A 14,778-nucleotide genomic window follows, 5' to 3' on the forward strand; every position below is an offset into this window, starting at 1 on the left:
TGCTTATACTCAAATAATGCCCTTTGCCCAACCTTGCGTTGGGCTTTTTTTTGTTGTTATTGGTCGGGTGGTTTATTAAGGCAAGCTTGACTCGTTCGTGATAAAGCATACGCAGGAAGGAGCATTAACGGCAAACAGCGTCTCAGTTAAGGTGAGCGCGCCGCTGTGACGATCGCGGTTTAACAGGCGAATATTGTCACTTTGCTGATTGGCAACCACAATAAGGTCTTGGTTTGGCGACAGTGCAAAATGACGCGGGAATTGACCACCTGTTGAACAGCTTGAGCGAAAGCTTAAGGCTTGACTATCAGGCGCAATGGTAAAGCAACTGATACTGTCATCACCACGATTACTTAAGTAGACAAATTTTCCTTGTTGGTCCACTAGCACTTCGGCAGGATAGCTGTGATTGCTATTATTAGGTGCCAGAGCGGGCAGGGTGGCACACAAGGCTAGCTCGCCTGTTGTAGGGTTAACTTGCACCTGACTAATGGTGTTATTTAGCTCATTGGCAACGTATAAGCTTTTACCATTGGGGTGAAAGGCACAGTGACGAGGGCCGCTGCCTGCAGGCATGGTCAGACTGAATACTTGCTCGATCGCGCCAGTTTGACTAAAGCGATAGCTCACGAGCTTGTCTGCGCCTAAATCGGCGACAACAAAAAAAGCGTTATCAGGTGAAGCCGTTGCACTGTGCACATGGGCTTGGCTTTGACGATCACTGATCACACTTGAGCCTGAGTGTTGAATGCAAGTTTGCGCTGGCAGTAATTCAACCGAGTGCTTGGTATTAAAATCGGCAAAGTTTCCGCCACTGTAGTTTGAACAGATTAAGTGCTGGTTAAGCCAAGCTAGATGACAAGGATCGCCGCCTTGACTTAACTGTCGTGCTACTAGTTTAGGTTGTTGTGGTTGTGTTAAATCATATTGCGCGACCCAGCCACTGTTGGCGCCATCAGCATTATTTATCTCACTGACAGCAAATAATTGTTTTATGCTGGCGACATAAAGTAAATAACTAGCATTGTCGAGTTGATTGTCAGTGGCGATCGGTTTGAATTCAGTTTGGTTAGCCGATTGAATTAATTTCAGCCCTTGGATGCTGGGCGTTCCTGATGGATTGTAACCGCCGACGTATAGCAACATAGTTTCCTCGATTCAGTCAGAAGATGGTTTAGGGTAAAGGCAGTTGCAACATAAATTTCGTGCCTTTATCCAGTTCGCTTTCTACTTTTATTTCGCCACCATGTTGTTCAATAATGGCATGGCTGATGGACAGGCCTAAGCCCGTTCCTTTACCCACTTCTTTAGTCGTAAAAAAGGGATCAAAAATTTTATCCATGGCTTCTAGCGGAATGCCAATGCCAGAGTCATAGACTTCAATAAACAAGCGTCGATCTTTTTGAAACGCTTTAATGCCGACGATTTTTTCATCACAGTCTTCTACTGCATCACGGGCATTAACCAACAAATTCAGTAATACCTGCTCAATTTGTATCTTGTTGCATTTTATGTGCGGTAAGGCAGGAGCAATGTTTTCGCGCATCTCAATATTTTTACTCACAAATTGACGCTTTAAGAACATTAAGCTGCTATTTATCAACTCATTCGAACTAATGGTTTGATGTTCATCATGGGCCGAGTCTCGACCAAAACAACGTAGTTGTTTAATGATGCTTTGCGCACGATCGACTTGTTGCATAATATCGGTAAACGCTTTTACCACGCGATTGTGCTTACTTTGCGCCAAGTATTCAGGCCCCATTTCGGTATTCATACTAATGACTTGCAATGGTTGATTTAGTTCATGCGCGATCCCTGTGGCCATCTCACCTAAGGAGGCAAGTTTCGTGGAATGGACGAGCTGGGATTGGGTGTTTGCTATCTCTTTATTCTTCTGCCTTAGCTCATCATTTTTCGCTTCCAACTCCACTTTTTTACGCTCAACTTGGCGGGCAAAATAAAATGAAAAAGACAACAGCAAAGAAATACATAAGCCAAATGTCAGTACCATACTCGGTAACATACTGGTACTTTTATTCAGTAATGATTGCGATGGCCAGTTGTAAATTTCCCAATGTCGACCATAAACCGTCATTTTAGTTTGCAGCATATTTTGGTCGATACGGGTATTTTCAGGCACTTGTTGGTAAACAATTTGTCCAGCTTCCATTATGGTCACTGGGGTATCAAAGTGGCCATTTTCAAGAATTAAACTTAGTAATTTATTAAAACTAAATACCCCCACGATATAGCCATCAAATTCGCCTTTTGGATACAGCGGTAAAAATACTAAAAAGCCTTTCCCACCGTGAGTCAGTTTAACACTTTGAGAAATAGCCACCGTCCGCGTTGTGCGGGCTTGTTTCAAGGCATTGTTATGATATTGGCTGATCTCGTTGAGCAAGTGTTGGTTTTCACTTTTCTGCTTAATCGGTGCTACCCATTGAATAGAATTGTATTTGTCGACCCAAGCAAGGCTATGGTAAGCCTGCTCATAAGTCATAAAGTTGAGGGCGTCAAAGTGCCATTGATCAAAAGGGGTTCCGTTGCTGTATTCCCAGCGTTTAGCCATGCGCTTGAGAGACTGTACTTGCTCAGTTAACTGAACTCGGATCACCTTAGTGATATTGGCACTTTGGTTGGCGACTTCGTTTTGAATAACTCTCGTTTCATGTTGTTTTAAATGATGCCATGAGCCAATAGAAAGGGTTGCGCCGAGGCACAAAATTAAACAAGCAATGATCTGGTACTTCAAAGTGATCTCCTTGGCTTGGGAGTGAGCCTGGACATAATCATGAGAATTTATCGGTTATTTGCTGATTTTTTTTCATAACGCTCTGTGATTACTGTAAATTGTTGCTCAAGAATAATGTTTAGGCTGGGCGCCAGTTTATCATTCTCTCCACATGAACTCACGGCCAAGGATAAAAAATATGTCAAGTAGAGGATTTACTACACAATTAATTCATAGTGATCGCCTTTTAGGCTTAGAGCATGGTGCAATCCATGCCCCGGTTCATCCTTCTGTGCCCTATGGTTATCAAGACGTAAATGATTTAGTGGACGTGTTTCAAGGTAAAAAAGCGGGGCACGCCTATGCGAGGCAGTCAACGCCAACCATGGATGCATTAGGTCATAAAATTTGTCAGCTCGAGAAAGGTGTAGCCACTTTGGTCTTTGGTACGGGTATGGCGGCCATTTGTGCGACTTTTCTAACTTTGTTAAAGCAGGGCGACCACCTTATTTGTAGTCGCTTTGTTTTTGGAAACACCTCAAGTGTTATGGGAACATTGCGGGGTTACGGTATTGAGGTCACTCTGGTAGATGCCACCTCTATTGAGCAAGTGAAAAGCGCTAAGCAAACGAATACTAAAATGGTATTTGTTGAAACCATCGCTAACCCTGTCACTCAAATTTCAGCATTGGCCGAAATAGGTGAATTTTGCCGCCAAGAAAAACTGCTGTACGCGGTAGATAACACCATGACCTCGGCTTATTTATTTCAACCTAGCACAGTACAAGCAAGCTTAATTATTAGCTCTTTATCTAAATATTTTGGCGGCCACGGTAATGCTCTAGGTGGTAGTGTGACAGACACAGGTTTATTTGATTGGTCTGAATATGAGAATATTTTTGACGGCTATAAGAAGGGTGATCCTAAGTTATGGGGTATTAGCCAAATAAAGAAAAAAGGCTTACGTGACATGGGCGGAAGTTTAAGCTCGGAAGCAGCACATTTACTGTCAGTTGGTTCAGACACGCTAGCGTTAAGAATGCAGCGTCAATGTCATAACGCGATGAGCTTAGCTAAATTATTGGATGCCCACCCCAAGGTTGCCCAAGTGTATTACCCTGGCTTAGCTGCTCATCCACAACACCAAAGAGCCGCTGAACTATTTCGTGATTTTGGCGCTCTACTGAGCTTTGACCTCGTGGACAACATTGATTGTTGTGCATTTCTAAATGAGCTGCAATGGGTTATTAATGCTACTCATTTAGGTGACAATCGTACTTTGGCTCTACCGGTGGCTCCGACTATTTATTTCGAAATGGGGCTAGCGGCGCGCCAAGCGATGGGGATCAGCGAGAACATGATCCGTTGTTCAATTGGCATTGAGGACACCCAAGATTTACTCGATGACTTTTCTGCCGCTTTGGACAAGTTTTAATATGAGATTAATCCCCTTAACTACAAGGTTTATATAATGAATATTGTGTTTTTGGTCTTTGCTATATTAATCACTGGGTTGTTTTTATTTCTTCCAGTATATAAAGACAAAAAGGCAAGGTTTGCTGACTTTCCGCAGCAATGGCGAGATATTTTAAGTAAAAATGTCCCTATGTATAACGTGTTGCCTGAGCCGTTAAAGTTACAACTGCACTTGTTGATCAATAGTTTTTTACATCGTAAAAAATTCTACCCTTGCCAAGACTTAGTCATGACCGATGAAATTCGAGTTACTATTGCGGGCCAAGCTTGTATCTTGCTACTAAACCGCAAAACCGATGAGTTCGCCAAGTTAAAATCGGTGTTAGTCTATCCAGCTGCTTTTATTGCCGCGCACACCAGTGTTGATGAAAATGGCTTAGTCAGCATTGAGCAAAAAGGCTTAGCGGGTGAATCTTGGGGGACGGGGAAAATTGTACTCTCGTGGGACGATGTGCAAAAAGGGGCGATGGATATAGGCGATGGCCACAATGTGGTATTACATGAGTTTGCTCATCAGCTGGATTCGGCCGATGGCTCAACGAATGGCGCGCCTGTTTTAAGCTCTGCCAATGCTTACAAAAGCTGGGCAAAAGTGATGAGTAAGGAATTTGCTGTACTGCAACAAAACCAGCAGCATCACATACGCAGCGTGATGGATGACTATGGCGCAACGAATCCTGCTGAATTTTTTGCCGTGGTGACGGAAACATTTTTCGAGAAACCTAAGCAGCTAAAGCAGCGGCATCCTGAGTTATATGACGTGCTTGCGCAATATTATCATGTGAAACCCGACGAATGGCAGCATTAAGCGACCAATGAAACCTCACTTGATGTTTTTTTGTTTACACTAAATTTATAGCAAAAACATCAAGGGGGGTTATATGGTTTCGTTACTGCATTTTCTGAAAAACGTTGGTGGACTAATTTTTGTCAGCCTGTTTTTACTCTATACCTTTATGACTCAAGCGCAGCCAACACCAGATATCAGCGGCGTTGATAATGCGGTGGTGCAGGTTAACGAAGTCGCATTAAACACAGCCTCTCAGTCATCGATTAGAAAGTGATAAAAGCTATCCAAACTCACCTTTAGTTGATTTAATGTGTAGGGTTAGCCACTTTAATTTATTCTGGCAAAAACTGCCGAAGCACTGTGTTGGTAAATTAATGCCAAGTTAATTGTTATCACTCTTAGCTACAGCCACCTTTATTTACTCTTTTCTGATCATCTTCTATTTGCTGAACTTACCGCTTTGGTGGCGTTGTTTGTTGCTCAGCTAAATCTTGTGCCACTTTTAGGGTCTCACTTAGAGCTAAATTAAGAGTGGTTTCCGATAGTGGCGTGTAGTTACCGCGCTTATAATCTGGGATAGGTAACCAAACTTGTTGTAAGTCCATTAGCACATGTAAGCGTATTGCTTCACTGTGCGGATTGTGTTTAATCACCACGGCCGGAAAACGCAGGACTTGATAGCGCTTAAGCAAGCTTTGGGCTTGAGTATCATCAGATTTGACCGTAATACTAATTTTAACCATAGGTTGGATTTGCTCACTGATACTTGGCAAGGTGAGATAGTTTTCTTCAAAATCATCACAATATTTACAAGGTGAGCGTTTTAAATAAATCAATAAAGGGCGCTGTTGTTGCGTGGCGAGTTTTTTCGCATGAGGTAATTGCTCAATCCCAAATAGCCAACCGTCTTTTGCCGACACATGATGTTGCTGCTTAACATGGAAAAAAAGCAAATAAGCCAGAGCAGCTAAACTAAATGCGACCACAACTGCAAGTCTAATAAGTAAGGTTTTGTTCATAACGCCCTTTTGTATTATTTAGTCGATCGGAAAATGAAGTAAAAATCCCGCTCCACCCAACTCGCTGTCAAATATTTCAATCTTTCCGGCATATGAGTGGATAATTTCATTACTTACAGCCAATCCAATTCCTTGGCCTCCTGAGCTATCTGCTCTTACCCCTCGCTGCAAAATTTTATCGCGAATGGCTTTATCAACACCTAAACCATCATCTTCAACAATAATAGTTAAACCTTCCGTTTTGCTAAATTGAGCGGTGATTGATATTAAACTTAACGTAAACTTACAAGCATTATCGAGCAAGTTACCCATCAGCTCCATTAAATCATCTTGTTGGCCAAAGAAGATGGCATTATTAGGATCTTGAAACGAAAAGTGAATTTTTTTGTGTCGATAAACCTTATCTAAGGTATTAATCAGTTTAGTAATCTCCGGAGCAATGGCAATGGGTTTTCCCGTAATATTCTGTCTACCTGAGACTGCGCGGCGAAGTTGATAATGCACAATTTGATCCATTTGGCTGATTTGCTCATTGAGGGCAAAGTTAACCCCTTTATTTGTTGAGCTTGGCTCTTCATTCACGGCTTTTAGTAATGCTAAACGCGTTTTCAAGCTGTGTGCCAAATCGTTCATCGAATGCTGATAGCGTGTTTTTTGTTCTCTTTCACTATGTAATAGTTGATTTAGTGCGGATGTTAATCCTTGCAGTTCCGGCTCATATTGTTTTGATAAAGCCTCTCTTTTTCCTTCTTTAATACTTTTAAGTTCGCGCGTTAAGCGCGTTAAACTTAATAAACTCCAATGAATGGTGAGATAGAATAGGGTAGTAAAAAAGAAAAACAGTACTAAGTTACGACGTAGTACTTTTTGCTTGAACAGCGTCATGGCTTGTTCTAAATCTTGGGCGTCCTTAGCTACGGCGATGACATAGCGGGTGGTGTACTCATTGCTGCTATGTTGTAATTGAACTAACTGAATAATCACTGGCTCTTCGTTAATTTCTAACTCGCCATAGCGGCTTTCAATACCGTCAATATTAAGCGGCACCAGCTGTGAAACTTCTTCGCCCATCACATTAACCAAGCGAGTACAGGCAGTGCCATTGGTGTCAATGTGCGCAGCTGAACGTGAACGCCAAAGCATTTTTTTAGAGTCCTGATTACAGACTATTGCCACCAAGCTTGCACCGGGTTTATTGAGTTCGCCATAGGACACCTCTTCTGGCATGGTGATGCTATCTTTGCGCATTCTGCTTTCAGAAAATAACCCCGTTACAATGTTTTGCAGCAAATTTTGCTGTTGCTGCAGCAATTGTTCTCGATGGTTACTGATCTGGTAATGACTGAAGGTATAAAGCCCCAGTATTAAAACACATAGGCTGGTGGACAGTAGCTTAAACTTAAGTGAACGAATTATTTGCATGAGATTGAAAATAGGTATCCTTGACCGCGAATAGTGTTAATGGGTTTGATGGTGTTATCTTTATCCATTTTTTTACGCAAGCGGCTTACCATCACTTCAACCACATTTGGGTCGCCTTCGCTGTCACTGTAAAGTTGATCTAAAAGTTGCTGTTTTGACACCACTTGACCATGGTTACGCATCAAATACTCCAAAATTTGGTATTCAAATGCGGTGAGCTCTACCTCTTGCTCGGCGACAGTTAAACTTTTTTTTGCCAGATCTAATCGATAAGGGCCGGCTTCAATTTGTGGTTTGATAAAGCCTGCACTGCGGCGAACTAAGGCATTTAAACGAGCCCATAGTTCGTCTTGCTGAAAAGGCTTTACCACATAATCATCAGCGCCAGATTCCAGTCCGATGACTTTCTCTTGCCAATTGCCGCGCGCGGTTAAAATTAAAATAGGAAAGCTTAACCCTTGCTCGCGAAACTTTTTTACTAGATCAAGGCCATCCATGTCAGGTAAACCTAAATCAACAATCGCTACATCAATCGGATATTGGTTGGCATAGTAGTCGCCCATTTCTGCATTTTCTGCGTCGTAAACATGATTGCCAATCGCTTCTAATTGGGTTTTTAAGTGGTGGCGTAAAATTGGCGCATCTTCAACTAACAGAATTTTCATTAAAACCTCATCTTTATTTTTGTAGGCACTATACCGCCTAAAGGCTAAACCTAAGCTTAATGAAGCGCGGTCAACATGGTTTGGGCAAGGATTGTCCCCTAGTTTAGCGTTATTTGTTATGACGAGGTCATAAAAACATAAAGTTAAGTCTACCCAAAAGGCAGAATCTTTGCCAAAGTTCATACTTATCCTGCTTTACGTTTTCATATAATAAAAAGGGGCCTGCGTAGCGTATATGCAATCTTAAATCGTTCGAGACGCTTAATTTTCTGGTAGCTAGCGCGGTGAACTTTTAGAATGAAGCGTTGGTATGATTAACAGTATGATGAACATTAACTCTAGGTTGCGATAAAGGTAGTGATAAACATGGAACATGCATCTTTGCCGGAAAAACAAGGTTTGCTAGCGCAATTACAGGCTAAAGACGAGCAAATCAAAATTTTAGAAGCGAAAGTGGCAAATTTGAATAAGCGCATAGATGAGCGAACGCTTACCTTATCGCAGCATTTAGCCAGTTTGCGAGGCAACAATGCTCAAGTATCGCCTTTAAATACACTGTTATTGCAAATTCGCACGCGGGTGTTAAATGATGTGACACGCAACATTGGCATGCCTGATAGCTTAGCGGCCAAGCGAGAATATAATTTATTAGTTATTGCAGCGACGGAGTTTATCAAAATGCTGGAGTTTGGCGCGACTAAAATGACCTGTTTAGCCGCTGACTTTCTTGATGACTATGCCGAAAATAAAGACGTTGAAGGGGAGTTGGTAAGCGACCTTTCAGAAGGGCTGCGCACGTTAGCTGATGGCTTTAATGAAACAGTGGAAACGGCTTATTACTGGGTTCCCGATCGTATTGATACGTTAAAAGCAGATATTTTTTATGATGACGAGGACGATACAGTTCCTGCGCCAGATTCGTTACCAAATTACATGACAATTATGCGCCACGATCGATTTGACGCAGACAGAAAAGAACTAAATGTGCTGTTAACTCATGCCTTTGATATTGAAGACTACTTAGTGGAATAAGCTAAGTTAACTTTAGCTGCTAGCCTTTAAGGCTGATGTTGAGGGGCTGCACCTAGCGAGTAGCCCTGAGTTTAGGTTTAGAGCTCTGTTATATACTCAAGGCACCTCAATATGCAGGATTCAGAGCCGCTAGCACGGGGCGAGTTTTGTAGGCTTGATACTTTGTAGCTGGTTTTAAAGTAGAATAACTATGTCTCAAATCAGCGCCGCGCCTAACAGCCTACCAATTCTTGCGGAACAAGCATCTTAAGGTAAGTGGGTATTCATGCTCTTAATAACCTCCCCCCCATCATTTTTTCTTCTTTAGTCGGCTGTTCCCCTGTGCTAGCGCAGCCAGTAAGGAATGCGCCTGAAATCAACAAGCAGCACATTAACAATGATATTTTCATTTTTATCCCTAGGGTCTGTTGATCTTTTATCTCGAACAAAAATCAACCGCTGCTCGAAGGGGTCGGCTAAAAGCTTAATCAAAAAGATCAACAACCCCAAGTATGAGCATTAGCGATACGGTTTAGTCCGATTAATTTTATCAATACGGAGTGAAATCAATTATAGATTAAAATTGCGCTAATTATTTCTGCTTCTGGTGTAGCTGTAGTAGTGCCAGTAGCACCTCGGGCACAAATTTTCGCTGTGCTGTAATGGCGTAAAAATGCTCGAAGGCGTTAGGCAAGGGTTGGTATTCTTCTAGTATGCCTTGTTCTATTTCATCTTTTACCACCACTGTCGGTAATACGGCTAGGGCTCCGCTATCACGAGCAAGTAGGCGCAACATCGCCATATCATCGGCTTCTGCTTTTACGTCTGGTTGGTATTGTGAATTGGCACAAAGGGAGTTGAATGCGCTGCGGATTTCTGTGGTTTTACCGGGTAAAATCCAGCGCGCATCATCATAACCTTGAGGAAATGGGGTGTGAATCTTACTCGCTTTAGGGCCGACAATTGACAGCGGTTGCCTCGACACCAACTGGGTTTGCCACAAGGCATCATGATTATCTAATGCAACAGGGCGGTTGGTTAACACCAGATCTAACTCGTGATTAGCCAGCCCGCTTAATAAATTATTCATTCGTCTAGCGGTTAGTGAGAAGCTCACTTTCGGATTAGCGAGTAGCGGATTAATAAAATGCTCGACAAAGTTTCTGGATAGCGTCGTCAGCACACCAATTGAGATATGCTGTACCTCGGCTTCAACACCCTTAATCAGAAACGACTCTAATTCTTCCCCTTTGCTGAATATATCATTGGCGTAGGCTAAAACTCGCGTGCCGATGTCGGTCAACTTCAGGCTACGGCCACTGCGCTCAAATAAGGCGACATCCATATTATGCTCAAGCTGTTTAATCTGCACTGAGAGGGCTGATTGTGAAATATGTAGCTCGCGAGCCACTTGAGTTAAGTTGCCAACGACAGCCACACGCCAAAAATAAAACAAATGATGATAGTTTAGACGGCTCATTTTAGTTAACTTATATAGAACGATTTATAGCATTATATCTATTTTTTTAATGTTTTCAGCTCTGACATACTTGCCCCGTCTAAAACAGGGAGCAAAAAATGATTATGTTGGCATCGTCACTCTTATTTATCAGCATTCCACTGAGCCTTGCCGTAGCAGGATGGTGGTCTCAGCAAGCATCAAAGGAAAAGGTCGGAACACGATTATTCCGATTGAGCCTTGCTCTGAGCGCCGTATATCTTGCCGCCGTTGCTCTGCGACCGACTGTCTCAATCAACATGCCATTTGAGCACTACATTAGCTTTTCTAATCTTAGCGTTATCATGTTAGGGCTAGTGTTATTTATGGCACTTATTCTCATCAAGTTTTCCCACAATTATATGGCGGGAGAGGCGCGCGTTGGTTTTTATTGGCGCTGGCTCCTCAATACGCTGGCGGCAGTCACCTTAGTGCTGATTAGTAATCATCTGGTGTTGTTTTGGTTGGGTTGGGTCGCTATAAGTTTGTCATTACATAAGTTGCTAACTTTTTATCCCGATAGACCGCGGGCTGCGTTAGCCGCGCATAAGAAATTTCTACTGGCGCGTTTGGCGGAATTATTTCTCCTCGGTGCGTTTGTTTTACTTTACCAGCAACATGGCACTCTGTTTATTGATGCGTTGTTAGCGCACTTTTATCAAGTGAAATCAGACAGTGCTATTGCGCTCACCGCTCTCGATCACATGGCTGGCGTGCTGATTGCCCTGGCTGCGCTGATCAAATGTGCACAGCTGCCGGTACATGGTTGGTTAATGCAGGTGGTCGAAGCGCCTACGCCAATCAGCGCCTTGTTACATGCCGGCGTGATAAACCTCGGTGGCGTGTTACTTATCTTATTTGCCCCTCTGTTTGCGCAAGTACCGCTGGCGCAATGGTTAGTGCTGGTGGTCGCGGGTTTAACTACCGTGATATGCGCACTCATTATGGCAACGCGGATCAGTGTTAAAGTGCGGTTGGCGTGGTCGACGAGTGCACAAATGGGACTCATGTTACTGCAATGTGCCCTTGGCTTGTTCGAGTTGGCATTACTGCACTTAATTGCCCATTCAGCCTATAAAGCTTATGCCTTTTTAAATTCGGGCAATGCGGTGAATGAAGATATGCAGCGTCGCCTAGCGCCTTCAAAAAATCCATCGCGTCTGGATTGGTTATTAGCTGGCATATTTGCCATGGCTTTCGTATTCATCGCTATCACCGCTCTGGGTTATCAAGGTGTATGGAGTATCTGGGTACTCTTGATAGCAGCATTAACCTTACTCATTGCTCAGCGCAGCGGCATCAACAATAAAACCAATTTATTAACCATTTTAGGCTTAGCTGCACTGGTTGTTATCAGCTACAGCTTAATGAAAACGCTGATAGCACAACTTATCCCACTTTCATCTGGGCTGAGTGTTGCAGCGCTTAGTGCGGCGGATATTTGGGTGGCAGCCTTGTTTATTAGCTTGTTTGTGATGAGCAGTTTGCTGCGCTACCAGGGGCATAAAGCCGTCATGCAACGCATTTCCATCGCCTTGTATGCGGGGTTGTATCTTGATGAATGGCTGACTCGCCTTACCCTTAAGCTTTGGCCAGTACGTTTACCACATAGAGCAAACATTAAAGTACTAGAAGCAGATCAAGAGAATAATCTAAAGGAGTTGTATCAATGAGTAATGCAAGCGCATCAGTTACCAATAAGTCATTGTCTGAGCAGCACGAAGCGATATTACTTGCCGCAACGCAAAAAATTGCGCCAAGTTGGCCTTTAGATCAAATGATCGCGGTTAACCCTTATTGGCAAATGCGTGAGCAACGCATCGAACAAGTAGCCGCGAATTTAGGGGTATTAGGCAGCGTGCACTTACAAATGCCTAAGGAATATTACCTTAACTTATATCAATCAGGCGCAATAAGCCAAGTAGCATTGCAGCAAGCCGCTACTGAGTTAGCGAGTGATTTATCCGCGCAACAGTTAGCCGCGTTTTTAAAACAGCAAGATGAAAGTGTGCATTGGCATAATATTGCCGATTTGTTAGACAGTCAGCGCGATCCGCATAAAATGGCGTGGCGCGACGAGATTATTCATCAAATCAGCCAATTTTGCGCCGCGCATTACCAGGAGTTAGAGCCGTTATTACGCCGCGGTGATACCAGTAAGCAGATCGATTTATATGGTCATTGGTTAGATGTAACGCGTTGTAATAAAGGGCTTAGCATTGTCATGGATGAGCCGGGTTTTCATCAATTTTTTGCGCAATTGCCTGATACACACGAGGCCTTGTTAGCAGAAGCTATTGTTACATTTGAGCTTGATGATGATACCTTGGCTGCTTATAGCCACGCATTATTGTTAGATGTAAACGGTTGGGCATCTTGGGTGGCTTATTTACGTTGGCAAGGCGACCTTAACCAACTGCCTAATGACGAAATGCTGCAGTTGTTAGCTATTCGCATGGCGTGGGATCTAGTGATCTGGCGTTATCTGAAAGCACAGTTACCACTCCATTTTGCGCAACTAGATGAACTGTGGCAGCGAGAAAAGGCGCAGCTATCGGCAATGGTAAAAGAGTATCAGCAAATGCAACAGCCCATTTGGGTATGGGTTAAAGCTGCTGAATTGAGCTATCAACATCAGCTTAACCAACAGCTGAAAAATGTCATCCCTCAGCCAGTTGTAGCCCCTGAATTGCAAGCGGTGTTTTGTATTGATGTACGCTCAGAAGTGATGCGCAGAGCATTAGAGTCACAACATCAAAATATTCAAACCTTTGGCTTTGCCGGTTTTTTTGGCTTGCCGCTGGAGTATCAACCTAGCCAAAGTGAGCTGACGCGACCGCAATTGCCCGGCTTATTAAAGCCAGTTATACGTGTCACGGAGATTAGCGACAACAAAGGCGAGAAAGCAAAGTTAAATTTACGGGCGCGTTGGCAAAGCTGGTCAAAAGCGGCGCCTTCTGCTTTTTCCATGGTGGAATCTACCGGCTGGCTCTATAGCTTAAAGATGCTTAAACAATCATTTTTTGCCAAAGGCGAAGATAACCCCGTCAATCGACTTTCACACCAAGCGAGCTGGGAGATGAGCGCGCAGGGTGAGGCCTTGTCCATTGCCGATAAAGCGCGCCTAGCAAAAGGTGTACTACATGGCATCGGGCTGATAAGTTTTGCGCCAACGGTGCTGTTAGTGGGTCACGGTAGTCATACGGCGAACAACCTACATGCCGCGGGCCTTGATTGCGGCGCTTGCGGTGGCCAAACCGGTGAAGTGAACGTGCGCGTATTGGCGCAGTTATTAAATGATCAAGAAGTGCGCCAAAGCCTTGTTAGTCAAGGGGTGGTGATCCCAGAGGGCACACGCTTTGTCGCGGCGCTACATAACACCACCACAGATCATATTGACTGCTTTACGTCAGAGTTAGGTGAGTCGGTCAGCAACTGGTTAAAACGGGCGACAACGGCTGCGCAAAGAGAGCGCGTGGCGTTATTAGATACCAGCTTGGTAAATGCAACCGATGAGCAACTTGATAAAGCCTTTATTAAGCGCAGTCGAGACTGGTCGCAAGTGCGCCCTGAGTGGGGGCTAGCAAACAATGCTGCTTTTATTGTCGCGCCACGTAGTTGGACTCGCCAAGTAAACTTACATGGCCGGGCATTTTTACATGATTACCAACACCAGCAAGACCCCGACTTTGCTGTGCTTGAACTGATCTTAACGGCGCCGATGGTGGTCACTAACTGGATCAATAGCCAATACAATGCCTCTGTTACCGACAATAGTAAATACGGCAGTGGCAACAAAGTGTTACATAACGCGGTAGGCGGGCACATCGGTGTATTTGAAGGTAATGGTGGCGACTTACGCATTGGTCTGTCCATGCAATCATTACACAACGGAGAAACATGGATGCATCAGCCACAACGCCTAGCCGTGTATGTCGCTGCGTCCCGTGAGCCGATTGAGCAAATCAGTGCTAAACACGACAACGTACGCCACCTTATTGATAACGAATGGCTATATCTGTTGCGCTGGGATGAAAGCGGCGTGATCGAGCGGTTTTATCAGGGCCAATGGTTGCCACAATAAGGGAGTCATTACCAGTGAAAGTCAGGGTAGCCTGTTCGATGGAAAAGAAAAAAGCTACTTCTTAATGCCCAAGGTG

General features: G+C 43.8%; 13 protein-coding genes. 6 read left to right on the forward strand and 7 right to left on the reverse strand.

From position 1 onward, the window contains the following. Nucleotides 1-75: 75 nt before the first annotated feature. Entirely contained in the window at nt 76-1,146 is a 1,071-nt protein-coding gene (locus Q4519_RS06440) for a lactonase family protein (RefSeq protein ID WP_303510897.1), read from the reverse strand. Between the two features lie 28 nt (nt 1,147-1,174). Beyond that, on the reverse strand, nt 1,175-2,758 hold the full coding sequence (locus Q4519_RS06445) for an ATP-binding protein (protein ID WP_303510898.1): 1,584 nt from the start codon (nt 2,756-2,758) through the stop codon (nt 1,175-1,177). 178 nt (nt 2,759-2,936) lie between these two features. On the opposite strand from Q4519_RS06445, the gene Q4519_RS06450 reads away from it, so the two are divergent. The 3 genes from Q4519_RS06450 (at nt 2,937) to Q4519_RS06460 (ending at nt 5,277) form a co-directional block, all read left to right on the forward strand. Further along, the gene (locus tag Q4519_RS06450; RefSeq protein ID WP_303510899.1) at nt 2,937-4,172 is read left to right on the forward strand and encodes a cystathionine gamma-synthase family protein; all 1,236 of its coding nucleotides are present in this window, start codon (nt 2,937-2,939) and stop codon (nt 4,170-4,172) included. A 36-nt stretch (nt 4,173-4,208) separates the two neighbouring features. Next, a complete protein-coding gene (locus tag Q4519_RS06455; protein WP_303510900.1) occupies nt 4,209-5,021 on the forward strand; it encodes a zinc-dependent peptidase in 813 nt (270 codons plus the stop codon). Nucleotides 5,022-5,094: 73 nt separating this feature from the next. Then, complete coding sequence (locus Q4519_RS06460) at nt 5,095-5,277, forward strand: hypothetical protein (protein ID WP_303510902.1); 183 nt, start codon at nt 5,095-5,097, stop codon at nt 5,275-5,277. A 178-nt stretch (nt 5,278-5,455) separates the two neighbouring features. Here Q4519_RS06460 and Q4519_RS06465 read toward each other — a convergent pair whose 3' ends face one another. From Q4519_RS06465 to Q4519_RS06475, 3 genes are read right to left on the reverse strand one after another with little or no spacing between them, the layout of a single operon-like run. Further along, the gene (locus tag Q4519_RS06465; RefSeq protein WP_303510904.1) at nt 5,456-6,022 is read right to left on the reverse strand and encodes a hypothetical protein; all 567 of its coding nucleotides are present in this window, start codon (nt 6,020-6,022) and stop codon (nt 5,456-5,458) included. Nucleotides 6,023-6,040: 18 nt separating this feature from the next. Then, a complete protein-coding gene (locus Q4519_RS06470) occupies nt 6,041-7,444 on the reverse strand; it encodes an ATP-binding protein (protein ID WP_303510906.1) in 1,404 nt (467 codons plus the stop codon). Then, nucleotides 7,435-8,109, reverse strand: a complete 675-nt coding sequence (locus Q4519_RS06475) for a response regulator (protein WP_232802860.1) — start codon at nt 8,107-8,109, stop codon at nt 7,435-7,437. Before Q4519_RS06475 ends, Q4519_RS06470 begins: the two co-directional genes overlap by 10 nt. A gap of 366 nt (nt 8,110-8,475) precedes the next feature. Here Q4519_RS06475 and Q4519_RS06480 point away from each other — a divergent pair, with 366 nt between their 5' ends. Further along, the gene (locus Q4519_RS06480; protein ID WP_303510908.1) at nt 8,476-9,141 is read left to right on the forward strand and encodes a hypothetical protein; all 666 of its coding nucleotides are present in this window, start codon (nt 8,476-8,478) and stop codon (nt 9,139-9,141) included. A gap of 263 nt (nt 9,142-9,404) precedes the next feature. On the opposite strand, the gene Q4519_RS06485 is transcribed toward Q4519_RS06480, so the two are convergent. Together Q4519_RS06485 and Q4519_RS06490 are read right to left on the reverse strand one after the other, a co-directional pair. Further along, nucleotides 9,405-9,530 carry a hypothetical protein gene (locus Q4519_RS06485; RefSeq protein ID WP_303510910.1) on the reverse strand — a complete coding sequence of 42 codons (126 nt, stop codon included), beginning with the start codon at nt 9,528-9,530 and terminating at the stop codon, nt 9,405-9,407. A 182-nt stretch (nt 9,531-9,712) separates the two neighbouring features. After that, nucleotides 9,713-10,600: a LysR family transcriptional regulator gene (locus Q4519_RS06490; RefSeq protein WP_303510912.1), complete on the reverse strand. Its 888-nt coding sequence runs from the start codon at nt 10,598-10,600 to the stop codon at nt 9,713-9,715. 98 nt (nt 10,601-10,698) lie between these two features. On the opposite strand from Q4519_RS06490, the gene Q4519_RS06495 reads away from it, so the two are divergent. Together Q4519_RS06495 and Q4519_RS06500 are read left to right on the forward strand one after the other, a co-directional pair. After that, the gene (locus Q4519_RS06495) at nt 10,699-12,291 is read left to right on the forward strand and encodes an NADH-quinone oxidoreductase subunit L (RefSeq protein ID WP_303510914.1); all 1,593 of its coding nucleotides are present in this window, start codon (nt 10,699-10,701) and stop codon (nt 12,289-12,291) included. After that, nucleotides 12,288-14,702 (forward strand): YbcC family protein, encoded by a 2,415-nt coding sequence (locus tag Q4519_RS06500; protein WP_303510916.1) that lies wholly within the window; start codon nt 12,288-12,290, stop codon nt 14,700-14,702. The genes Q4519_RS06495 and Q4519_RS06500 overlap by 4 nt, the downstream gene beginning before the upstream one ends. Nucleotides 14,703-14,778 lie beyond the last annotated feature (76 nt).

The sequence above is a fragment of the Motilimonas sp. 1_MG-2023 genome, assembly GCF_030547455.1.
GTDB lineage: Bacteria > Pseudomonadota > Gammaproteobacteria > Enterobacterales > CBDFNC01 > Motilimonas.

Coding starts and splice junctions, on each gene's coding strand:
- Q4519_RS06480 (WP_303510908.1), top strand. CDS start 8,476: ATGGAACATGCATCTTTGCCGGAAAAACAAGGTTTGCTAGCGCAATTA.
- Q4519_RS06465 (WP_303510904.1), bottom strand. CDS start 6,022: ATGAACAAAACCTTACTTATTAGACTTGCAGTTGTGGTCGCATTTAGT.
- Q4519_RS06495 (WP_303510914.1), top strand. CDS start 10,699: ATGATTATGTTGGCATCGTCACTCTTATTTATCAGCATTCCACTGAGC.
- Q4519_RS06470 (WP_303510906.1), bottom strand. CDS start 7,444: ATGCAAATAATTCGTTCACTTAAGTTTAAGCTACTGTCCACCAGCCTA.
- Q4519_RS06460 (WP_303510902.1), top strand. CDS start 5,095: ATGGTTTCGTTACTGCATTTTCTGAAAAACGTTGGTGGACTAATTTTT.
- Q4519_RS06485 (WP_303510910.1), bottom strand. CDS start 9,530: ATGAAAATATCATTGTTAATGTGCTGCTTGTTGATTTCAGGCGCATTC.
- Q4519_RS06440 (WP_303510897.1), bottom strand. CDS start 1,146: ATGTTGCTATACGTCGGCGGTTACAATCCATCAGGAACGCCCAGCATC.
- Q4519_RS06450 (WP_303510899.1), top strand. CDS start 2,937: ATGTCAAGTAGAGGATTTACTACACAATTAATTCATAGTGATCGCCTT.
- Q4519_RS06475 (WP_232802860.1), bottom strand. CDS start 8,109: ATGAAAATTCTGTTAGTTGAAGATGCGCCAATTTTACGCCACCACTTA.
- Q4519_RS06455 (WP_303510900.1), top strand. CDS start 4,209: ATGAATATTGTGTTTTTGGTCTTTGCTATATTAATCACTGGGTTGTTT.
- Q4519_RS06490 (WP_303510912.1), bottom strand. CDS start 10,600: ATGAGCCGTCTAAACTATCATCATTTGTTTTATTTTTGGCGTGTGGCT.
- Q4519_RS06500 (WP_303510916.1), top strand. CDS start 12,288: ATGAGTAATGCAAGCGCATCAGTTACCAATAAGTCATTGTCTGAGCAG.